The sequence below is a fragment of the Streptomyces sp. NPDC034043 genome, from assembly GCF_055575675.1.
Map to the genome: position 1 here is coordinate 1 of NZ_JBVISF010000021.1, position 21,952 is coordinate 21,952.

General features: G+C 73.4%; 16 protein-coding genes and 1 pseudogene. 10 read left to right on the forward strand and 7 right to left on the reverse strand.

Going from position 1 to position 21,952, the window contains the following annotated elements:
• Window positions 1-307: 307 nt before the first annotated feature.
• From fxsA to ACZ51S_RS31715, 6 genes are all read left to right on the forward strand, one after another.
• The gene (gene fxsA, locus ACZ51S_RS31690) at window positions 308-472 is read left to right on the forward strand and encodes an FxSxx-COOH cyclophane-containing RiPP peptide (RefSeq protein WP_388943403.1); all 165 of its coding nucleotides are present in this window, start codon (window positions 308-310) and stop codon (window positions 470-472) included.
• Between the two features lie 27 nt (window positions 473-499).
• A complete protein-coding gene (gene fxsBH, locus ACZ51S_RS31695) occupies window positions 500-2,755 on the forward strand; it encodes a radical SAM/SPASM protein FxsBH, inactivated beta-hydroxylase extension form (protein WP_468804141.1) in 2,256 nt (751 codons plus the stop codon).
• Window positions 2,752-3,627: an AAC(3) family N-acetyltransferase gene (locus ACZ51S_RS31700; RefSeq protein WP_468962745.1), complete on the forward strand. Its 876-nt coding sequence runs from the start codon at window positions 2,752-2,754 to the stop codon at window positions 3,625-3,627. Before fxsBH ends, ACZ51S_RS31700 begins: the two co-directional genes overlap by 4 nt.
• 43 nt (window positions 3,628-3,670) lie before the next feature.
• Entirely contained in the window at window positions 3,671-5,104 is a 1,434-nt protein-coding gene (locus ACZ51S_RS31705) for a TIR-like protein FxsC (RefSeq protein WP_468476517.1), read from the forward strand.
• Window positions 5,101-9,078: an FxSxx-COOH system tetratricopeptide repeat protein gene (gene fxsT, locus ACZ51S_RS31710; protein WP_468962747.1), complete on the forward strand. Its 3,978-nt coding sequence runs from the start codon at window positions 5,101-5,103 to the stop codon at window positions 9,076-9,078. Before ACZ51S_RS31705 ends, fxsT begins: the two co-directional genes overlap by 4 nt.
• Window positions 9,079-9,161: 83 nt before the next feature.
• Window positions 9,162-10,058 carry a DUF4231 domain-containing protein gene (locus ACZ51S_RS31715; RefSeq protein WP_468476477.1) on the forward strand — a complete coding sequence of 299 codons (897 nt, stop codon included), beginning with the start codon at window positions 9,162-9,164 and terminating at the stop codon, window positions 10,056-10,058.
• Window positions 10,059-10,079: 21 nt separating this feature from the next.
• Here ACZ51S_RS31715 and ACZ51S_RS31720 read toward each other — a convergent pair whose 3' ends face one another.
• From ACZ51S_RS31720 to ACZ51S_RS31735, 4 genes are all read right to left on the reverse strand, one after another.
• Window positions 10,080-10,559: a hypothetical protein gene (locus ACZ51S_RS31720; protein WP_468476478.1), complete on the reverse strand. Its 480-nt coding sequence runs from the start codon at window positions 10,557-10,559 to the stop codon at window positions 10,080-10,082.
• Between the two features lie 83 nt (window positions 10,560-10,642).
• Window positions 10,643-11,527: a S1 family peptidase gene (locus ACZ51S_RS31725; RefSeq protein ID WP_468476479.1), complete on the reverse strand. Its 885-nt coding sequence runs from the start codon at window positions 11,525-11,527 to the stop codon at window positions 10,643-10,645.
• 165 nt (window positions 11,528-11,692) lie between these two features.
• Complete coding sequence (locus tag ACZ51S_RS31730) at window positions 11,693-12,502, reverse strand: DUF1684 domain-containing protein (RefSeq protein ID WP_468476480.1); 810 nt, start codon at window positions 12,500-12,502, stop codon at window positions 11,693-11,695.
• Window positions 12,503-12,579: 77 nt separating this feature from the next.
• Complete coding sequence (locus ACZ51S_RS31735) at window positions 12,580-13,869, reverse strand: DUF5685 family protein (protein WP_468804145.1); 1,290 nt, start codon at window positions 13,867-13,869, stop codon at window positions 12,580-12,582.
• Between the two features lie 283 nt (window positions 13,870-14,152).
• On the opposite strand from ACZ51S_RS31735, the gene ACZ51S_RS31740 reads away from it, so the two are divergent.
• Window positions 14,153-14,611 carry a cell division protein SepF gene (locus tag ACZ51S_RS31740; RefSeq protein ID WP_388943378.1) on the forward strand — a complete coding sequence of 153 codons (459 nt, stop codon included), beginning with the start codon at window positions 14,153-14,155 and terminating at the stop codon, window positions 14,609-14,611.
• Between the two features lie 55 nt (window positions 14,612-14,666).
• Here ACZ51S_RS31740 and ACZ51S_RS31745 read toward each other — a convergent pair whose 3' ends face one another.
• Both ACZ51S_RS31745 and ACZ51S_RS31750 read right to left on the reverse strand, forming a co-directional pair.
• Window positions 14,667-15,851, reverse strand: a complete 1,185-nt coding sequence (locus ACZ51S_RS31745) for an acyl-CoA dehydrogenase family protein (RefSeq protein WP_468476482.1) — start codon at window positions 15,849-15,851, stop codon at window positions 14,667-14,669.
• Between the two features lie 99 nt (window positions 15,852-15,950).
• Window positions 15,951-17,705 carry an MFS transporter gene (locus tag ACZ51S_RS31750; protein WP_468887544.1) on the reverse strand — a complete coding sequence of 585 codons (1,755 nt, stop codon included), beginning with the start codon at window positions 17,703-17,705 and terminating at the stop codon, window positions 15,951-15,953.
• Between the two features lie 293 nt (window positions 17,706-17,998).
• Here ACZ51S_RS31750 and ACZ51S_RS31755 point away from each other — a divergent pair, with 293 nt between their 5' ends.
• Window positions 17,999-19,129: a hypothetical protein gene (locus ACZ51S_RS31755; protein WP_468804162.1), complete on the forward strand. Its 1,131-nt coding sequence runs from the start codon at window positions 17,999-18,001 to the stop codon at window positions 19,127-19,129.
• 314 nt (window positions 19,130-19,443) lie between these two features.
• The gene (locus ACZ51S_RS31760) at window positions 19,444-20,499 is read left to right on the forward strand and encodes a phosphatase PAP2 family protein (RefSeq protein WP_468476485.1); all 1,056 of its coding nucleotides are present in this window, start codon (window positions 19,444-19,446) and stop codon (window positions 20,497-20,499) included.
• A gap of 237 nt (window positions 20,500-20,736) precedes the next feature.
• On the opposite strand, the gene ACZ51S_RS31765 is transcribed toward ACZ51S_RS31760, so the two are convergent.
• Window positions 20,737-21,720, reverse strand: a complete 984-nt coding sequence (locus ACZ51S_RS31765) for a helix-turn-helix transcriptional regulator (protein ID WP_468804147.1) — start codon at window positions 21,718-21,720, stop codon at window positions 20,737-20,739.
• A 9-nt stretch (window positions 21,721-21,729) separates the two neighbouring features.
• Between ACZ51S_RS31765 and ACZ51S_RS31770 the strand changes: the two are divergent.
• Window positions 21,730-21,952, forward strand: a pseudogene (locus tag ACZ51S_RS31770) (hypothetical protein); the annotation flags it as partial.

Genomic DNA, 21,952 nt, shown 5'->3' on the forward strand with positions numbered 1-21,952 from the left:
CCGAGTACTGGACGTACTCGGGCGCCCCGACAACGCGGCGAGGTGCGGTGCCGGGGGCCGCGGGCCAGGCGGGACTTTGACGACAGGGCCTAGGCCCTGTCGTCCCGCCCGGGGGACCGGCTTGCGGCTTGCGGCAAACGGCCGAATGCGGTCCTCGATAAATACACCACCCTTTCTATAGAACGCTTGGCCAGGCGCCATGCCTCGGTTGCCAATGGGGTATGGGCGAGTAAAGTCCACGCGTGACGGCCGGCAACGCGCCGGTGTCTTTCCGCCCATTTCAGATGGCCTCCCCGAGGACGGTGTCGTGAACACTTCCGCAACCCCCCCGACCAGCGCGGTCAAGGACCGTCGCGTCCCGCTCGCGAAGATCGACGTCCGCGCCGCTTCCGCCGCCGCGGCGCTCGAGCGGGTGCTTCCCTCGGAATCCGGTCGTCGCGTTCAGGCACCGATCTTCAACTCCGCGCTCTGACCACGAGTTGAGCTCTAGACTGGTGGAATGACCCGCACGATCGCTTTCCGCGAGATCGTCCTGAAGGTTCACAGCAGATGCGATCTCGCTTGTGATCATTGCTATGTCTACGAACACGCAGATCAGAGCTGGCGAGCCCGGCCGAAAGTGATTTCCCCCGGGGTCGTTTCCCAGACCGCGTCGCGGCTCGCCGAACATGCCCGTGACCATGCACTCCCCTCCGTCACGGTGATCTTCCACGGAGGGGAACCCCTCCTGGCCGGCCCGGACCGACTGCGCCTCGTGTGCGAGGAGTTCACCCACGCGCTCGCCGGCACCGCCGACCTCGATCTGCGGATCCACACCAACGGGCTCCAGCTCAGCCGCCGCTACCTGGACCTCTTCGCCGAGTACGGCGTCCGCGTCGGCGTCTCCCTCGACGGGGACCGCGCGGCCAACGACCGCCACCGCCGCTTCGCCGACGGCCGCTCCAGCCACCCACTGGTGCTGGCCGCCCTGGAACTGCTGCGTTCGGCGCCCTACCGGCACCTCTACCAGGGCCTGTTGTGCACCGTCGACGTGGCCAACGACCCCGTCGCCGTGCTGGACGCGCTGGTCGCGCTGGAGCCGCCCCGGGTGGACTTCCTGCTCCCCCACGCCACCTGGGAGACCCCGCCGGAGCGGCCCGGCGGCGCGCCGGACGCGTACGCGCGCTGGCTGCTGCGGGCCTTCGACCGCTGGGAGTGGCTGGAACGGCCGGTGCCCGTAAGGCTCTTCGAGTCCCTGCTGTCCACGCTGCGCGGCGGGCCCAGCCTGACGGAATCCCTGGGGCTGGCCCCCGCCGACCTCGTCGTGGTGGAGACCGACGGGACGCTGGAGCAGGCCGACTCCCTCAAGAGCGCCTTCGACGGGGCCGCGGCCACCGGGTTCAACGTCTTCGACCACGCCTTCGACGAGGTCGCCGCGCACCCCGGTGTCCGGGCCCGGCAGCTGGGGCTGGCGGGTGTCAGCGGCACGTGCCGCCGCTGCCCTGTCGTACGTTCGTGCGGAGGCGGCCTCTACACGCACCGCTACCGCGAGGCCAACGGCTTCGACAACCCCTCCGTCTACTGCTCCGACCTGCGCGAGCTGGTGGACGGGGTCGAGGGACGCACCGCCGCCCGCGAAGCCGCCCCCGAGCTGGCCGACCCGGCCGAACTGGCCCGGTCGCAGGAGGAGCTGACCCGGGTCCTGCTGGCCCGGCTGCACGGCGACCTCGCGGGGGATCCCGGCTGGGCGCGCGCCTGGGAGCTGCTGGCCGGGGTGGAGGGCGCCGGGGAGGCGGGCGCGGGGGCACTGGACGCCGTACTGGGCCACCCCTTCACCCGGACCTGGGTGCTGGAGGCCCTGGACGCGGTGCGGGAGGGGCGCCCGGACGGCCCGGGCGCGGCCCGCAGGCTCGCCGCGCTGACGGCCGCCGCCGTGCTGCGGGGCGGGCTGGAGCTGCCGGCCGAGGTGTCCTACCGCGACGGGGAGGTGTACCTGCCGACGCTGGGGCTGCTGCGACTCGGGGAGCCCGGCACCCGGGGGCGGGCCGTGCTGCACACCACCGGCGAGGGGTACGCCGTCGTCCGGGCCGGGCGCACCGAGCACCGCTTCGGCCCGGCGGCGGGGGACGCGCGCTGGCTGCCCGTACGGTCCTGGTCGCCCCGCCCCGGAGGGCCGGCGGTGGCGCTGGAGGACCTGGACCCGTACCGCAACTGCTTCGCCCGCCCGGCCCGGCTGCGGCTCGGCGCCGGGGAGGCCGACGAGTGGCGGGGCCGCCTCGACGCGGCCCTGGCACTGCTGCACCGCACCGTCCCCGGGTTCGCGGGGGCGGCCGCCGCCGGGCTGGGCACCCTGACGCCGCTCGCCGGCGGCCCGCGGGCCGGGGGCTGGGGCGAGGCCGGGCGGCACGGGCCGGGCGCGCTCGGGGTGCCGTACGCCGCCGGGGTCAGGGAGACCGCGCTGGCCCTGCTGACCGGCCGCAGACGGGCCCGGCTGCGCGAGCTGACCGAGGTGGCGGACCTGTACGCGCTGGACGGCGCCTGGCAGCACCCCTCGCCCTGGCGGACCCGCCCGGTGCCGGTGTCGCGGCTGCTGGCCGACGTGTACGAGCGGGTCGCGGTGGAGGCGTACCGCCGGGCCACGGGCACGCAGGAGCCGGGCGGCACGGACCGGATCCACCGGGCGCTGGACCGGCTGGCGGAGGCGGCGGAGCTGACGGTGACGGGCAAGCGGCTGGTGGAGGAGCTCCGCTGGGAGCTGAAGGCGGTCGACGCATGACCACCCCGGCCGGCCCAACCACCCCGGCAGCCCCCGCCGCCCCACCCGGCACGCCCGCCCCACCCGACCCGACACCCCCACCCGCCCCCCACCGGCTGGCCGCCCAGCTGCGGCTGCTCGGCGTGCGCCCCGGGCAGCGCCTGCTGGTGCACGCCGCCCTCGGCGGCACCGGGCTGCGCGCCGAGGCCCTGCGCGACGCCCTGCTCGCCGCCCTCGGCCCCCGGGGCACGCTGCTCGTCCCCGCCTTCACCGCGGAGAACTCCCTCACCTCCACCGCCCACCTGGCCCGTATCGCCGGCCTCGACGAGGCGGAGGTGGCGGCCTTCCGGGCGCGGATGCCGCCCTTCGACCCGGAGCTCACCCCGAGCCAGAGCGTGGGCGCCTTCGCCGAGGTGGTCCGCACCACCCCCGGCGCCGCCCGCAGCGGCCACCCGCAGACGTCCTTCGCCGCGCTCGGCGCGGACGCGCACCGGCTGTGCGCCGGTCACCGCACCGAAAGCCACCTGGGCGAGGAGTCCCCCCTGGGAAAGCTGTGCTGGGAGGGAGGACGGGCACTCATGATCAATGTGGGATTTTCGGCCTGTACGGCTTTCCATCTCGCGGAGTACCGAATTCCGAAGCCCCCCTTGCGCATGTACGACTGCGTGGTGAAGGTGAACCATCCGGAAGGGCGGCGGGGACTCCCCCGGGAAGGGGAGTGGACGACGTACGAGGACGTCGCGCTGGACGACGGAGATTTCGAGGAGATCGGCCGGGCGTTTCCGGATTCGCTGGTGCGCAGGGGGCGGGTGGGAGGGACATCCGCCGTGTCCTTCTCGATTCCGCATGCCGTGGACCACGCTCAGGCCTGGATGACCGAAAACAGACGCTGATTGACTGAACGATGAGGGGATGTGGCGAAGCAGCTCCGGAATGATGTTTCTTCGCTCGCAGCTTCGGGACGGGGGTCGTGTGCCCGCATCAGTGCAGCCGTATTTTTTTCTCAGTTATGCGCATACACCGAGGTTCGGGCCGGGAGGACCCGATCCCGACATGTGGGTGGAGCGTCTCTTCCGTGACCTGTGCGGTCACATCATGGCGCTCACGGACCTGCCCGCCGGATCGGAGGCGGGCTTCATGGACCGGGAGATACGCAGCGGCGAGGGCTGGTCGGAGCGGCTCGGGGCGGCGCTCGCCACCTGCCGGGTCTTCGTCCCCCTGTTCTCGCCGCGCTACTTCGCCAGCGAGATGTGCGGGAAGGAGTGGTTCGCCTTCGCCCAGCGCACCATCCAGCACGGGGCGGTCAGCAACCAGCCGGCCGCCGAGGCCATCGTCCCGGCCCTGTGGGTACCGGTGCCACCCTCTCAACTGCCCGGCCCGGCCGAGCGGTTGCAGTTCAACCACAACACCTTCGGCGAGCGCTACGTCACCGACGGACTGTACGGGCTGATCAAATTGCGCGGGTACGCCGACCAGTACGAGCAGGCCGTGTACGAACTGGCCCGGCGGATCGTCCGGGTCGCGGAGACCGTGCGCCTGCATCCGGTGCGCCCCCTGGACTACCGGGTGGTGCCCAGCGCCTTCGGGCACGGCGGCGGCCAGGGCGGCGGCTCCGGCCCCGGCTCCGGCCCCGCCCGCACCCTCCACGTGACCGTGGCCGCCGCCTCCCGGCACGACCTGCCGGACGGCCGCAGCCCCGACTACTACGGGGAGAGCTCGACGGACTGGAACCCGTACCACCCGGTTTCCCAGCGGCCCGTCGCCTACGTGGCGGAGGAACTGGTCAGGAACCTCAACTACCAGACCACGATGTCCTCCTTCGACGACGAGGCGGGCCACTTCGACAGCAAGCAGCCGCCGACCCGCCCCGAGATCCTGATCGTCGACCGGTGGGCGGTGGAGGACGAGCAGCGCCGCCGGCGGCTGGCCGCGTTCGACCAGGAGCACCGCCCGTGGATCAACGTGGTCGTGCCGTGGAACCGGTACGACCACCAGAGCCGGGTCAGGGAGGCCGAGCTGGCGCACCGGCTGGAGGAGACCCTCCCGGTCAAGATGAGCCAGGGCCGGGCCGCCTGCCGGGCGGCGGCCAACGGCGTGGCCAGCCTGGAGACGCTCGGGCAGATCCTTCCCCAGGTGGTCGAGGCGGCCGCCCAGCAGTACCTCAGACACGCCCAGGTGTACCTGCCGGCGGGGAACACCTCCACCGAACGGCCGCGGCTGCTGGGACCGATGGGAATGGGCGGGCCTCCGGCGTCACCACCGCCGGCCCCCTTCCCCTCCGCCCGGCGGTACGACGGCACGGACGACCGGGCCGGCCGCACCGGCGAGCACGGCGAAGACACCGACACAGACCCGGGGGGACGCGGATGACGGCCAGTCGTGACAGCCGAGACGGACGCATCGTCACCTTCTACTCGTACAAGGGCGGTACGGGCCGCACGATGGCCCTGGCCAATACCGCCTGGATCCTCGCGGCCAACGGCAAGCGGGTCCTCGCGGTGGACTGGGACCTGGAGGCGCCGGGCCTGCACCGCTTCTTCCACCCCTTCCTCGACCCCTCCACCCTGGGGGCGACCACCGGGGTCATCGACCTGATCAGCGAGTACGCCTGGGCCGCCACCAGCCCCGTGCAGCGCGCCGCCGACTGGCACGAGGACTACGCGCGGATCCAGCCGCACGCCGTCTCCCTCACCCCGGAGAACCACGGCTGGGAGTTCCCGGACGGCGGCACCCTCGACTTCGTCTCGGCGGGCCGGCAGAACCGCGAGTACTCCGCGACCGTGTCCACCTTCGACTGGGACAACTTCTACGACCGGCTCGGCGGCGGCCTCTTCTTCGACGCCCTGCGTGCCGACATGAAGGCGAACTACGACTACGTCCTGATCGACAGCCGCACCGGCCTGTCCGACATCGCCGACATCTGCACCGTCCACCTCCCCGACGTCCTGGTCGACTGCTTCACCCTGTCCGACCAGTCCATCGACGGGGCGGCCTCGGTGGCCCGGCAGATCGACGAGCGGTTCAACGACCGCGGGATCACGATCTACCCGGTGCCCATGCGCATCGACGAGGGCGAGAAGGAGAAGGCCGACGCGGGCCGCGCCCTGGCCCGGCTCAAGTTCGACCGCTTCCCCAACGGGCTCGCCGGCGACGAGCTGACGTCGTACTGGGGCGCGGTGGAGATCCCGTACCGCCCCTACTACGCCTACGAGGAGACCCTGGCCACCTTCGGCGACGAGGCCGGGCTCACCAACTCCCTCCTCTCCGCCTTCGAACGGCTCACCACGGTGATCACCGGCGGGGAGATCACCTCCATGCCGGCCATCGGCGAGGAGGTGCGGCTGCGGATCCGGGACGCGTTCACCCGGCGCCGCCCGGCGCTGCCCGCCGACCTCTTCCTCTCCTACGTCGCCGAGAACCGGATGTGGGCCGACTGGATCGAGTCGGTGCTCACCCGCGCCGGGTTCCGGGTCGTCCCCAAGGACGTCTCCGCCGAGCGCGCTCCCGACGCCTCCCCCGGCGACACCCCGGGCGGGTCGGGGCTCAGTGTGGACACCGCCGGCCGGACCGTGGTGCTGCTCTCCAGCGCCTACCTCAAGTCCGCGCGGGCCGTGGACGTGTGGAACCGGGCCGCCGCCGAGGACCCGACCGGGGGCCGTCGCCACCTGGTGCCGCTGCGGGTGGGCGACGTACGCCTGGCCACGCCCTACATCGACCGCAACCCGGTGGACCTGTTCCGGCTCGACGAGGTCCACGCGACCGCCGCCCTGCTGCGCGCGGTGGAACGGCCGACGGCGCTGCCGGACACCGTCGCCGGCGCCTCCCGGCCCGGCCCCCGCTTCCCGGGCACGGTCCCGAAGATCTGGAACGCGCCGCCCCGCAACCCCGGCTTCACCGGCCGGTCCATCGTGCTGGAGCGGATGCGCGACCAGCTCGGCGGCGGCATGGCCGTGGTGCTGCCGCAGCCGCAGACCCTGTACGGGCTCGGCGGTGTGGGCAAGACGCAGGTGGCGCTGGAGTACGTGCACCGGTTCATGGCCGACTACGACCTGGTCTGGTGGATCTCGGCGGAGCAGACGGACGGCGTGGTCGCGGCCCTCGCGGAGCTGGCCGTACGGCTGGGCGCGCAGACCGGCGAGGACATGTCGGCCGCCTCCCAGGAGGCGATCGACCTGCTGCGGCGCGGGGTGCCCTCCTCGCGCTGGCTGCTGGTCTTCGACAACGCCGACGACCCGGAGACGCTCAAGCGGTTCTTCCCGCCGGGCGGACCGGGGCACGTGCTGGTGACCTCGCGGAACCAGTCGTGGTCCCAGTACGGGGACGCGCTGCCGGTGGACGTGTTCCTGCGCGAGGAGTCCATCGAGCACCTCCAGCGGCGGGCTCCCGGGCTGGGCGAGGAGGACGCCGAGCAGGTGGCCGTGGCCGTGGGCGACCTGCCGCTGGCCGTCGAGCAGGCGGGCGCCTGGATCGCGGAGACCGCGACGCCGGTGTCCGCGTACCTCGAGCAGCTCGCCGAGCAGACCGCGCGGGTGCTGGGCCTGAACCAGCCGGCCGGGTACCCGCAGCCGGTGGCGGCGACGTGGAACGTGTCGATCGAACGGCTCCAGTCCCGCTCCCCCGCCGCCGTGCGTCTGCTCCAGCTGTGCGCCTTCTTCGCTCCGGAGCCGATATCGGCGAACCTCCTCTACAGCAAGGAGATGATCGACGCGCTCAAGCCGTACGACGCCTCCCTCCAGGAGAAGCTGGTGCTGGGCCGGGTGATCCGGGAGATCGGCCGGTTCGCGATGGCCAAGGTCGACCAGGTCGGCAACAGCATCCAGGTGCACCGGCTGGTCCAGGCCGTGATCCGGGCGCAGCTGTCGGAGGAGGAGCAGCGCGAGGCGCGGCACGCGGTGCACCGGATCCTGGCGGGCGCGCGCCCGGACGACGACGAGCCGATAGACAACCCGGAGACCTGGCCGAGGTTCAACACGATCTGGCCGCACCTGAACCCGTCCGAGGCCCGGTTCTGCACGGAGCCGGAGACCCGCCGGCTGCTGATCGACCGGGTGCGCTACCTGTGGAAGCGCGGTGACTTCAAGGCGGCGTACGCGCTGGGCGAGGAACTGCGCGAGGTCTGGCGGGAGATGCTGGGCAGCGACGACCTCCAGTACCTGTACCTGCGGTTCCACCTCTCGAACATCCTGCGTTCGCAGGGCCGGTTCGTGGAGGCGAAGGAGCTGGACGAGGTGACGCTGGACCGGCAGCGGGCCGCGCTGGGCCCCTCGCACCCGCACACGTACATGACCACCAGCGGTCTGGCGATGGACCTGGGCGCGCTCGGCCGGTACGGGGAGGCGATGGAGCTGGCGACGGCCGCCCACGAGGGCTTCGGGCAGATCTTCCACGAGGCGCACCCGCGCACCCTGGCCGCGGCGAACAACCTGGCGCTGAACCTGCGGATGGTGGGGCAGTACGCGCGGGCCCGGGAGATCGACCAGGAGGTCTTCGACCGGCGCACCGAGGTGCTGGGCCCGGACCACCCGTACACCCTGTCCTCGGCGCAGAACCTGGCCCGGGACCTGCGCGAGGTGGGCCGGTACGACGATTCGGTGCAGCTGCTGAGCCGGACGTACGAGATCTACAAGCGGCAGCTGGGCCGGGCCTTCCCGGGCACGCTGTCGGCGGCAAAGAACCTGGCGGTGTCGCTGCGGCGGGCCGGGGAGCTGGATAACGCGCTGCGGCTGACGACGGCGACCCGCAACCGGTACCGGGCCAAGTACACCTCGGTCTATCCCGACCTGCTGGCCTGTGAGCTGAACCTGGCGTCGGACCTGTTCGCGACGGGTGACGCGGGCGCGGCGCGGGACCTGGCGCAGGAGGTCGTGGACGAGTACATGAAGGTGCCGGGCGAGAAGCACCCGTACACCCTGGCGGCGGTCAACAACCTGGCGGTCTTCCACTGGGGGACGGGTGCGGCGGAGACGGCGGAGCCGATGCTGCGGCAGGCGATCCGCAGCATGCGCGAGGTGCTGGGCGACGACCATCCGCACACGGTCTTCGCGCACCTGAACCTGGCGAACGTCCGGGCGGACCTGGGGGACCCCGAGGGGGCGCTGGAGCTGGAACGGGCCGCGGTGGTGCGGTTGCGCGGGGCGCTGGGGGCGCACCATCCGGAGACCCTGGCGAGCGCGTCGAACATGGCGGTCAGCCTGGACATGATGGGCCGCAAGAAGGAGGCGGCGCGGGTGCGGGCGGAGACGGTGTCCGAGCTGACGCGGCTGCTCGGGGAGGACCACGGTCTGACCCGGTACGCCCGTGACGAGCGGCGGGTCCACCGGGACCTGGAGCCGCTCGCGGTGTGATCCGACGGCGGACGGCGGGCCCCGTGGCCGCGGGGTCCCCGCCGTCCGCCACCCGAGAGTTGGGGGGCGCTGTGCCCGACAGCATGACCTTTCGCAACGAGGACCTGCCGGTCCTCTTCCACCACACCGACCAGGCGGCGGTCTCCCGGCAGCGGGAGTCCACGCTGGCCACGCGCGCGCAGCTGCTGCTGCTGGTCGCGGCGGCGGGGGCCGCGGCCCTGCCGGCCGGGCCGGCGGTGGGCGGGCTGCGCGTGTTCGCGGCGGTGAGCGCGCTGGCGTACGCCGGGGTGCTGGCCGTGGGCGTACGGGCGGCCGGGCGCCGGGCCCGTCCGCAGTGGCAGCTCAACCGCAGCGCGGCCGAGTTCATCAAGTCCCTGGCGTGGCGCTACGCCGTGCACGGGGCGCCCTTCGGGTCGGAGGTCGCCGGGCCGGAGGGGGTGTACCGGGCGCGGCTGGAGAAGGGGCTGGACGAGCTGCGCAAGATGGGCTGGCAGGATCCGCGGGCGGCAGGGCTGGTGCCGGAGGGAGGGGAGATCACGGGGGCGATGCGGCGGCTGCGCGGGCTGGACTACCAGGTGCGCAGGGAGACGTACGTCCGGGACCGGCTGATCGAGCAGCGCGACTGGTACCGGCGCCGGACGGAGGGGTCGCGGCGGACGACCGTGCTGTGGTCGTGGACGATCGTGCTGCTGACGTGCCTGGCGCTGCTGCTGGCGCTGCTGGGTGTCTTCGGCTCGGGTCCGGGCGCGGGTGCGGCGGGGCTGCTGAGCGCGGCCGCGGCGGCGGGGATCGCCTGGAACGAGGTGCGCCGCCACCATCCGCTGATCGAGGCGCACACCCTGATCGAGCAGGACCTGTCGGCGATGATGGTGGTGATGCAGACGACCGTCACGGAGTCCCAGTGGCCGTCCGCCGTCTACGAGACGGAGCGGTACGTGTCCCCGCAGCACACCGACTGGCTGGCCCGGCACAGCAGTTGAGCCGGGCGGAGGGGGCGTGGTTCAGTCGCGGGTCACGCCCTCGCGCCAGATGACGGTGACGGGTTTGCCGAGGGCCCGGGCGTAGGCGACGATCTCGCCGGTGCCGCCGTGGCCGCGTGCGGGGAGGCCGTCCCAGACGGCGACGAGCCGGTCGCAGCGGTCGGCGATGTAGGTGCCGGCGGCGTAGTAGGCCTCGTCGGTGGAGCGGGCGAAGGCCATGCGGACCTCCTGGGCGGCGCGGCGCCTGAGCCGCCGGTAGCGGGCGAGGGCGTCGGGGTCCTCGAAGGTGTCCTCGTAGTCCCCGCTGGGGATGACGACGGTGAGGTCGGCGCCGTGTTCCAGGGCGATGCCGGCGAAGAGCTGGTCGGCTCCGTCGGCGAGGCTGGAGAAGGCCTCCAGGGGGCCGCGGTGGCCCGCGAGGACGGCCCGCAGGCCTTCCTCCACGTGGCCGAGCACCTCGTCGGGAATCGACCGGTGGCCGGTCACGCCGATGCGCTTCATAGGAGCTCCTCCCCCGGGACGCCCTGGACATCCTCCCAGAAGGAGGGAGGACGTCCAGGGTGCCTGTGCCGGGGGCCGGCGGGTCAGTAGACGCTGACGCCGTAGGCGTTCAGGGCTTCGACGACGGGCTGGAAGTAGGTGGTGCCGCCCGAGGAGCAGTTGCCGCTGCCGCCGGAGGTGAGGCCGACGGCACGGCTGCCGGAGTACAGGGGGCCGCCGCTGTCGCCGGGTTCGGCGCAGACGTTGGTCTTGATCATGCCGTAGACGATGTCGCCGCCGCCGTAGTTCACGGTGGCGTTGAGGCCGGTCACGGAGCCGCTGTGGGTGCCGGTGGTGGAGCCGCGCCGGGTGACGGACATGCCGGTGCTGGCGTTGACGGCGCTGGTGATGTCCTGGCCGCCGACGGTGCCGGGCGGGACCGGGCTGTTGCTGGCGTACTTGATCAGCCCGTAGTCGTTGGTCGGGAAACTGCTGCCCGCGGTGGAGCCGAGGACGGTGGTGCGGGCGGAGTTGGCCCACCAGGTGCCCGCGCCCTCGGTGCAGTGGCCGGCGGTCAGGGCGTAGTAGTTGGTTCCGCTGCGGACGTTGAAGCCGAGCGAGCAGCGCCAGCTGTTGGCGTAGATGGCGTCGCCGCCGGAGAGCAGTTTGGTCAGTTTGCCTGGGGTGCGTTCGATGCGCAGGGCGGCGGCGTCCGGGCCGGCCTCGCGGCGGATTCTGGCGATGTCGGCGCTGGTGACGGTGGAGTCGGCGGTGACCACGAGGGTGCCGGTGGCGGGGTCGGTGTGCCAGGCGGTGCCCGCGACGTCGGCGCGCAGGACGGAGGCCCCTGCGGCGGCGAGCCGGTCGGCGCTGAAGCCGGTGCCGTTGTCGTCGGCGCTGGCGGCGGTGGGGGCGGCGAGGGCCGCCGTGGCGGCCAGGCCGGCGGCCAGGGCGAGCAGCCGCAGTCGGGTGGTGCTGTTGGTCCTCACTTCACGTCCTCCCGGGTGGGGATCGGGGGCCCGGCTCGGATGGTGGGGGTGCCGGAGCCCGTGAGCGGCGGTGGGGGGACACTGCGGGGGCACGGCCGGGGAGCCGCACTCTCGACGTGGCCCTGACAAGTCCGCCGGGTGACGCTGAACGGGAGTGTGCGGGCGTCAGTATCCGGCGGCAAGGGCGCCTTTCAGCCGTCGCTCCCCGGCGGCCACCTCGAAGGGCAGGGTGTTGCCGGGGGGCGGGAACGGGCAGATGAAGTGGTCGGCGAAGGCGCAGGGCGGGAGCTGGGCCCGGTTGAGGTCCACGGTGACGGATCCGTCCGGGCCGGGGGTGCCGGGGTGCAGGAAGCGGAAGCGGTAGCTGGAAGTGCCGCTGGTGGCATCGCCGAAGACGGCCCAGAGGCTGCCGTCCTGCGCGTCCACGGCCACCTGGAGGGTGTGCGCGACGCCGTCGCGGGTGAAGCCCAGCTCGCCGCCGAGGCCGAGCCCGCGAGCGCGCCCGTCGGCGTTGCCGACCTGGACCGTCCGCGGCCCGGGGTACGGGCGGAAGCGTCCCGGCAGCACGAAGGCGGGGTCGTACGGGGTGGCCTCGATGCCTACGAAGGCGCGCCGGGCCGCCGCCTCCGGGTCGTAGACGCGCACCGCCCACTGCCCCTCGCGCCGGATCACCGGGAGCCGTACCTCCCCGGCCGTCAGCCGGGAGTGCGCGGGCCCGCCCTCGTCCGCGGTGAGGTCGGCCCGCCCCGTGAGGGGCCGTCCGTCGAGCGCGAGGCCGTCCTCGGCGGTGGCGGTCAGCACCACCGCTTCACCCTGGACGCGCCAGTGTCCCGGAACGGCGGGAATTCGACCTTCCGGGTAGTCGGCGATCCAGTGGGTGCCCGTCAGGGCGAGGGGTCCGTAGGGGCCGGAGACGGTGGCCACCCGGTGCTCGTGCCACTCCCGCCAGGCCGTGCTCGGTTCTTCGGCGCTCATGCCGCTCAGCCCTTCCCCCGCGGGCCGGTCGGGAACCTCCCGGTAACCCGTCCGGGCCTGCGGAAATTGACGCCGGATCAGCAGTCGCAGCCGCACCCGTCACAGCAGCAGCCGTCACAGTTGCAGCAGTCGCACCCGTCACAGTTGTCGCACCAGGCGTCACGCTTCTGCCGGGACCAGGGGCCTTCGTGTTCGGTGCAGCAGAGCCGGCAGGTGCAGAAGAGGCCGATCGCCACCGCGCAGCCGTGCAACAGCCCGCGGCGCGGCTTCTGCGGGGGCGGCCCGCCGAAGCCGCCGCCGCCACCGCCACCGCCGGGGCCGCCCGGACCCATCGGCGGCGGCGTCCCGGGCCCGCCCGGGGCGTACGGGGCGTACGGGGCGTACGGGCCGGCCTGGCCCCCGCCGTACGGGCCGCCCTGGCCGTACGCGGCGTGCGGTGCGCCCGTGCCATGGCCCTGCGGGGGCTGCCCGTACCCCTGGCCCGCGGAGTGCGCGGCGGTGTGCCCGCACGAGGAGGTGCCGAACGCCCGGTCCACGGAGGTGCGCAGCTCGTGCACCAGCAGCCGGTGGGCGAGCCCCGCGTCGGCGAACTCCGCCTCGCGCAGCGCCAGCCGTATCCCGTGCAGCGCGTCGTCGCACAGCCGACGGGCCTCGGCGAGGGAGGTGCCGGTGGCGGTGAGCGGGTTCCAGGCGCCCGCCTCGGCGTCGGCGCGCTGGTCCTCCACGGCGTCCAGCAGGTGCGCGAGCCGCCCGAAGTACCGGCCGGCCTCGGCGAGGGCGGGACCGTTGCCCGGCCGTCCCGCGAGGACCGCGGTATGGGCGAAGGCGGCCGCGGTCGCCGTCTCCGTCGGCTCGGTGACCACCAGCACGGGCGTGCCCGGACCGGCCAGGGTCTCGATGCCGCCCTGGCGGTCCACGGCGTCCACCAGCACCGCCGTGTCGAAGCCGAGCGAGGCTCCGGTGCGGGCGCCGGCCCGGTCCCAGCCCCGGGCCACCCTGCGCGCGGCGGCGGCGATCGGGGCGCGGGCCAACAGCCCGTCCCGGTCGGCGACGTGGTCCCGTACCTTCGCCGAGGCGAGCACCAGCGAGACGGCCGCGGCGAGCCGGGCGCCCTCGCCGTTGGCCACGGGCGCGGTGCGCATGCCGCGCAGCGGGCACGGTCCGGCGGTGCGCCGGGCACCGGGCAGCGGCCCGGACTGAGCCTCCGTCAGGACGGAGACGAGCAGCCCGTCGTAGTTGGTGACGATCCGTGCGAACTGCCCGTGGTCACCGCGAAGTGCCAGGCAGAGCCCGCACAGATGAGCGGTCCACTCGGTTTTGAAGCGCTCGCCCAGCCGGTGCGCGCAAGGTCTGACTATGCCGAACAACCGCTTCCCCCGTGTGTCATACGCGTATTTCCGGGGCATCGTATCCAGCCTGGCGGATCACTCTTACGCCCCAGCGGCTCACCCGGACGGCAGCGGCGGTCGTATTTTCACTCAGTCAGCAGCGGTAGCGTCCGGGAGCCTCGTCAGTGCAACGGATGTTCTGCACCAGTCCCGTCACGAAACATCTGCGCGGCGGCTATCCACTTGGCGCGTTGTCAGCATCATGGACGACGATAGGGGCAGCGGAGAAGAAGACGACTGGCCACGGTGAAAGGAGGCGTCCATGGGTTCGGTACGCAAGGCGAGTGCCTGGTTGGGTCTCGTAGAGGACAGCGACGACGAGCGGTACTACGACGACGACTACGCGGAGGCGGTGGAGCGCCAGCAGGGCTCGGTCTCCGGCCCCGGCGACCAGTGGGTCACCGACCCGCGGGTGAAGGTGGCCTCGGACTCCGCGGTCGAGCGCGGCCGGCGGATCGCGACCGTGACCCCGGACGGCTTCCGTGACGCGCGCGGCATCGGCGAGCTGTTCCGCGAGGGCGTCCCGGTCATCGTCAACCTGTCGTCGATGGACCCCGCCGACGCCAAGCGCGTGGTCGACTTCGCGGCCGGCCTGACCTTCGGGCTGCGCGGGTCGATCGAGCGGGTGGCGACCAGGGTCTTCCTCCTGACCCCGGCCGACACCCAGATCGTCAGCGGTGAGGCGGGCGGCCGCGCCCGCGACTTCTTCAACCAGAGCTGAGTCCGGGGGACACCTCGAGCGTCCCCCGGACGAGGCGGCCGGGGACCTCACCGGTCTACCGGAAGGCGTCGAGCCCGGTGAGCGCCTTGCCCAGGACCAACTGGTGCATCTCGACGGTGCCCTCGTAAGTGAGCACCGACTCCAGGTTGGTGGCGTGCCGCATGACGGGGTACTCCAGGGAGATCCCGTTGGCCCCGAGGATGGTCCGCGCGGTGCGGCAGATGTCGATGGCCTCGCGGACGTTGTTGAGTTTGCCGAAGCTGATCTGCTCCGGCCGCAGGGTTCCCGCGTCCATGCGGCGGCCCAGGTGGTGGGCGAGCAGGATGCCCTTGTGGAGTTCCAGCGCCATGTCGGAGAGCTTGGCCTGGGTGAGCTGGAAGCCGCCGATCGGCTTGCCGAACTGCTCCCGCGTCCTGGCGTAGTCGAGCGCCGCCTCGAAGCTGGCGCGCGCCGCGCCCATGGACCCCCAGATGATCCCGTACCGCGCGTGGCTCAGGCAGCCCAGCGGTCCCTTGAGCCCCGTGACGCCCGGAAGCACGGCGTCCGAGGGCAGTCGTACGTCGTCCAGCACCAGCTCGCTCGTCACCGACGCGCGCAGCGACCACTTGTGCTTGATCTCGGGCGCCGAGAAGCCGGCGCTGTCGGTCGGGACGGCGAAGCCGCGGATCCCCTCGTCCGTCTGGGCCCAGACGACGGCCACGGCGGCCACCGAGCCGTTGGTGATCCACATCTTGCGGCCGTTCAGCACCCAGTCGGAGCCGTCGCGCTTGGCGTACGTGCGCATCGCGGCCGGGTCGGAGCCGATGTCGGGCTCGGTCAGCGCGAAGCAGCCGATCAGCTCGCCGGCGGCCATGCCGGGCAGCCAGCGCTGCTTCTGCTCCTCGGAGCCGTACTTCCAGATCGCGTACATGGCGAGGGAGCCCTGCACGGAGACCAGCGAGCGGATCCCGGAGTCCGCGGCCTCGAGCTCCAGGCAGGCCAGGCCGTACTGCACGGCGCTCGCGCCGGCACAGCCGTAGCCGGTCAGGGACATGCCGAGCGCCCCGATCGAGCCGAGCTCGCGGGCCAGCTCCCGGATCTGGGGGAGTTCCCCGTCCTCGTACCACTGGGCGATGTGCGGCAGGACCCGGTCGGCGGCCCAGGAACGGACGGTGTCGCGGACGGCGAGGTCCTCGGGGCCGAGCAGCTCGTCGAGTCCGAGCGGGTCGGTGGGGGCGAACGGGGTCTTCGGCGCGGACAAAGGGGCCTCCCGGCGGCCACGTGGTTCGAAACCTAGCGGTGCAAGTTTGTCGTCGACCCGGCCCCCGGTCCACCCCCGGCCGGGCGGGAGGGCGGTCCGTCAGCCCTGGCGGCCGGAGGTGCCGCCCAGCGCCGGATCGCGCTCGGCCCGGCCCGGTCCCGGGATCCTGGCGCCGGCGGACGGCCGGGACGCGCCGTCGGGCTGCGCGGGCAGGCGTACGGCGGCACCGGTCTCCTGAGCGCCCCCGGTCTCCGCGCCCCCGGCCGTCGCGCCGGCTTCGCCGCACCCGGCGGGCTCGGCGTTGTCCATGGTGCGCGGCAGCTTCAGCGCCATCACGGCGCCCGCGAGCAGCAGGCACGCGCTGACCACGAGGGTGACGTGCAGCCCGTGCACGAAGGAGTCGCGGGCGGCCGCGTAGAGGGACTCCCCCGCCGGGCCGCCGAGGTGGGCCGCGATCTGGTAGGCCTCCCCGAGGGAGTTCGCGGCGCCCGCCACGTCCTCGGCCGGGACGCCGGGGACGTCCAGCAGGCCGGGCCGGTAGGCGGCGTTCATCACGCTGCCGAGCAGGGCGATGCCCATGCCGGCGCCGAGCTGGTACGAGGTCTCGCCTATGGAGGCCGCACCGCCGGCGGTCTCCGCCGGGGCCTCGCTCAGCATGGACTCGTAAGCGGCGAAGAGGGTGGTCTGGAGCCCGAAGCCGAGCAGGACGAAGCCCACGGTCAGCAGGACGGGCCGGTCGTGCTGGCCCATCAGCGTCAGCAGCAGCACGGCACCGGCGGTGAGCACGAAGCCCAGCGAGACCATGGTGCGCGGGCCGACCCGCTGGAGGGTGTGGGAACCGGTGGCGCCCGCGGCCATCGCGGCGAAGGTGAGCGGCAGCAGCCGCAGGCCGGTCTCCAGCGGGCTGAGTTCCAGCACCAGCTGGAGGTACTGGACGGCGAGCAGCTCCAGCCCGACCAGGGCCAGCATGGCGAGGACGATGCAGCCGACGGAGGTGGAGAAGGCGGCCCGGGAGAACATCCGCATGTCGATCAGCGGGTGCTCGCGCCGTTTCTGGCGGCGTACGAAGAGGACCAGCAGCAGTACGCCGAGCACCAGCGGAACCAGCGCCCCGGGGTCGGTGAGCTGGCGTTCCGCGCCGATCCGCTTGATGCCGAGCACCGCGCCGAGGACGCCCGCGGCGGCCATCAGCGCGCCGAGCACGTCCCAGGGGCCGTCGGCCGCGCCCCTGGACTCGGGCAGCAGCCAGCGCCCGACCGGCAGGATCAGGGCCATCAGCGGGATGTTGATGAGGAAGACCGAGCCCCACCAGAAGTGCTGGACGAGGAAGCCGCCGAGCACCGGGCCGCCGGCCGCGCCGATCGCGGCGACGGCGGTCCAGATGCCGATGGCCAGCGCCCGCTCCCGCCGGTCGGGGAAGACCTGGCGCAGGATCGACAGGGTGGCCGGCATGATCATCGCCCCGCCGATGCCGAGCAGGGCGCGCGCGGCGATCAGTACCTGGGCGTTGTCGGCGAGGGCGGCGACGGCGGAGGCCACGCCGAAGAGCGTGTAGCCGAGGAGCAGGATCCGGCGGCGGCCGACCCGGTCGCCGAGCGTGCCGAAGAGGATCAGGAGCGCGGCGCAGACCAGCGGGTACGCGTCGACGATCCACAGGAGCTCCATCGAACCGGGGCGCAGGTCCTCGGTGACGGAGGGGACGGCCACGTGCAGGATCGTCGCGTCGAGCGCGACGAGCACGAGGCTGACGCACAGGACCGCCAGCACCACCCAGCGGTTGGCGCCGCCGGAGACCGCGGCGAGCCGCTGCCCGAGGGAGGACCTCCTGTCGCCGGCCGTGTTCGTCCCCGACATGCATGTACCTCCCAGGTGGTCCCTCGCACTCGGCGGACAGCGTCGTGGGGCGCCGCGGAGTGGTGCGCTGTGCGGCGTCCTACGGGTCCGGCATCGACACGCGAGTGAAGGGTCAGCGTACGCGAGTCCGCGTGTCCCACACGTGGTCAAGCTCTCATCCCGGCGGCGGCCCCCGTGTGGTGTGCACCACTCGCGCCCCTCCGCTCCTCCCCCGCGTGCGCACGCCCTCACGGTGCGTGCCCGCGATTCCGTTCCCGCCGGTCGCGGCGTCGATACTCGTCCCCGTGACCACTGTGCCCGTAGACGACGTCCCCGCGAAGCATCCCGGACCGCGCCGTGCCGCGCCGGCGCTCGCCGCCTTCGCCGCGGTGCGGCTGCTGGGGCTGGCGGTGCTCGCGCTGTGGTGCGCGGCGGCCGGCAGCAGCCCCCACACCCTGCTCTCGGCCCGCTGGGACTCGCTCTGGTACGCGCGGATCGCCGCCGAGGGGTACGGGTACGAGGTGGTGCTGCCCAGCGGGGCCGTCCATTCCAACCTGGCCTTCTTCCCGCTGCTGCCGTGGCTGGAGCGGCTGGTGGCGGCGCCCACGGGGCTCTCGTACGGATCGGCGGGCCTGGTGGTCTCCGCCGTGGCGGGGCTCGCCGCCGCCTGGGGGATCTTCGCCGTCGCCGATCTGCGGTACGGGCGGCGCGCCGGGGTGCTCGCGGTGGCGCTGTGGGCCGCGCTGCCGGTGGGGATCGTGCAGTCCATGGCGTACAGCGAGTCGCTGTTCACCGCCCTGGCCGCCTGGGCGCTCTACGCGGTGCTGCGCGGGCGGTGGATCGCGGCGGGCCTGCTCGCGGCGGGGGCGGGACTGACCCGCCCGGTCGGGGCGGCGGTGGTCGCGGCGGTGTGGGTGGCGGCCGCCCTGGCCTGGCGGCGCGGGGAGCGCTCGTGGCGGACGGCGGCCGGGGTGCTGCTCGCTCCGCTGGGGGCGGCGGCGTACGCGCTGTGGGTGGGGGCCCGGACCGGTGGCGGGCCTACGGGCTACCTGGACGTGCAGGCGGGCTGGGGCAACGGCTTCGACGGGGGCTGGGCCTTCGCCCGGTTCATCGGGGCGCGGCTGGCCTCCCCCGCCTTCGCCGCCGGCGTGGGCCTGGTCGCGGGGGTGCTGCTGGTGCTGTGGCTGTACCGGCTGTGCGTGCGGGACCGGCAGCCGGCCGCGCTGCTCGTGTACTGCGGGATCGTGGTGGCGCTGGCCCTGTGCGCCTCCGGGTACTTCGGCTCCAAGCCCCGGCTGCTGCTGCCGGCCTTCCCGCTGCTGCTGCCCCTGGCGGTGGCGCTGGCGCGGTGGCGGACCGGGCGGGCGGCGGCCGTACTGGGTGCGCTGGCGCTGGCCTCGGCGGCGTACGGGGCCTTCTGGCTGGGCGGTTCGGGACCTCCGTAGGCCGGTGGCGGCGGGCGGGGCGCACGGAGGGGCACACGGACCGGCGCACAGACGGGCGCACGGATTGGGCGTGATCACGGAATGGATCATTCCCATCCATGATTGCGCAAAGGAATTGGCCGACGGCAATAAATCGCGTGTAAGTATGCCGATAATTGCGGCGGCGGGACTGCCGGAGTTGAATCCGGAAAGTTCCAACAAGTGCCGGAAGAAGGGGAATTAAGTCCCCCGTGAGACGCACTCCACATCACATGGTCATCACAAAGCGCGCGATTCGCCCGGGCTGCGCTTCAACGCGCGGTAACGTCGATTGAGTGCGTACCGACCAAATGCTTGCCCGTCTGGAGCCGGTGTTCGCCCGGCTCGACCGGGAACCAGAGCGACCGGCTCATCTGCAAACTCCGCAGATGAGCCGGCATCGCGTCGTGCTCCTCTCCGCGACCCTCGCCTTCTACCTGGCGACCGTCGTGGCCGTGTTGACGACCTCCTGGCTCGTCCGGCTGGACTGGCAGATCATGTTCTTCCGGCCCTACGAGCAGTGGCCGCAGGTGCACGCCTTCCTCGACTACCTCGTCGTACTCGGCCAGCGCGGGCCCACCGCCGTGATGGTCGCGGCCTGGCTCGGCTGGCGATCCTGGCGCCAGCACACCCTGCGTCCGCTGATCGCGCTCGGCGTGGCGCTGCTGCTGCTCAACATCACCGTGGGCTCCGTCAAGCTCGGCCTCGGCCGGCTCGGCCCCCACTACGCCACCCAGATCGGCTCGGCCGAACTCTTCGCCGGTGGCGATATATTTCCTTCGGGCCACACCGCCAACGCCGTGGTGACCTGGGGGATCCTGGCCTACCTGGCCTCCACCACCGTCACCCGCCGGGTGCTGTCCGTGGTCTCCGCGGTGGTCTCGCTGAGCGTCGGCGCCACCACCGTGTACCTCGGCACCCACTGGGTGAGCGACGTGCTCCTCGGCTGGACCGCCGGACTCCTCATCATGCTGGCGCTGCCCTGGTTCGAGCCGCTCATCAGCCGCGCCGAGGCCTACGTCTTCGAACTGCGCGAGCAGTGGCGCCGCCGGCTGGAGGAGGGCCGGATCTCCGAACCCGTCGCCGCCGCGATCACCCCGCTGCTCTCCGCGGGCGGCAAGTGGCAGCCAGGACGCGCCCCCGCCGACGCGGAGGACGGGGCTCCGGCGCCCGCCGCGCATGCCCCCGCCACGCACTCCCCCGCTCTGCGCCCCGCCGCGCACCAGCTCTCCCGCCAGCACGTCATACGCTCGGAGCGGACCCCGCTCACGCCCGGGGGCAGCCGCCGCCCGGCACACACCGAGCGGGCCTCCGCCCGGGGAGCCTCGGCCCGCCCGGCCACGGGCGGCTGACCCCCCGCGGGGCCGGTACGCACAGCCCCACCCCGCACCGCGAGAAACGGCGGGCCGGTCCCTCGGACCGGCCCGCCGTCGGCGTTCATATGTCCGGACACGTCAGCCCGGTGAGCGGATGTTCCTCCGCGCCGGGTCACACTTGTGTCACGGGTTGTCGACAACCGCCGCGGTAATCCCGGCTTGGCGGACCCCTTTCGAATTCCGCCGGGTAAACGGAAATCCGCGGGTCCGGACTTACTCCTGCCGGACTTCCGAGGTCCTGTCCACGGCCCGGCCCAGGAGGTCCCTCAGACTGCGGATCCGGTCCGACAGCTCGGGCGGCTCCACCACCTCGAACTCACAGCCGAGCAGCATCACGTGAATCACCAGGACGTCGAGGCTGACCGCCCCGGTGCGCAGCAGGCAGCTCTCCGCGTCGACCGGCTCCAGCACCCCGTCGGCGGGCCCGATGATCCCCGCCGCCTCCTCGGCGGGGACGCGCAGCCGCAGCAGCGCCCGGGCCGCGTACGCGCCGTGCGACACGCCCTGCGACACATAGGCGGCGAGGTCCTCGGCCGGTGCCGGTCGCGGTACGAAGCGCGGGCCGTGCGGCGGGCGGGGCTCGATGCGGTCCGCGCGGAAGGTCCGCCAGTCCTCCCGGTCGAGGTCCCAGGCGACGAGGTACCAGCGCCGCTCGGTGCACACCAGCCGGTGCGGCTCGACCATGCGCCGGCTCACGCCGCCGCCGTGGTCCCGGTAGCCGAACCGGAGCCGCTCGCTGTCCCGGCAGGCGGCGGCGAGCTCCGTGAGCACCGAGGGGTCGACGGTGGCCGGACCGGGGCCGCGCAGCATGGGCACGGTGAACTCGTTGAGCGCCGAGACCCGTCCGCGCAGCCGGGACGGCAGCACCTGCTCCAGCTTCGCCAGGGCCCGTACGGAGGCCTCCCCGATCCCCTCGACGCCGTTGCCGGCGGCGGTGCGCAGGCCGACGGCGACCGCGACGGCCTCGTCGTCGTCCAGCAGCAGCGGCGGCAGCTCCGCCCCGGCCCCGAGCTGGTACCCGCCGCCGGTGCCAGGGCTGGCGTTCACGGGGTAGCCGAGCTCGCGCAGCCGGTCGACGTCCCGCCGCACGGTCCGGGAGGTGACCCCGAGCCGGGCGGCGAGGTCGGCACCGGTCCATTCCCGGTGGGCCTGCAGGAGGGAAAGCAGGCGCAGCAATCGCGCGGAGGTCTCGAGCACGCTCCCAGTGTGACGCCTCCCCCCGCGCCGGACGGGCGGCGGACCCCTCAGGGCACCGGGGCGGGGGCCGGGACCGGCTTCGCGGGAGCCGGGGCGGCGGAGCTCGCGGAGGCCGACGCCGCCGGGGCCGGCACGGCGGGCCCCACGGGAGCCGGCTTCGCCGGAGCCGGGGCGGCGGGACCCGCGGAGGCCGACGGCGCCGGAGCCGGGGCAGCGGAACTCGCGGGAGCCG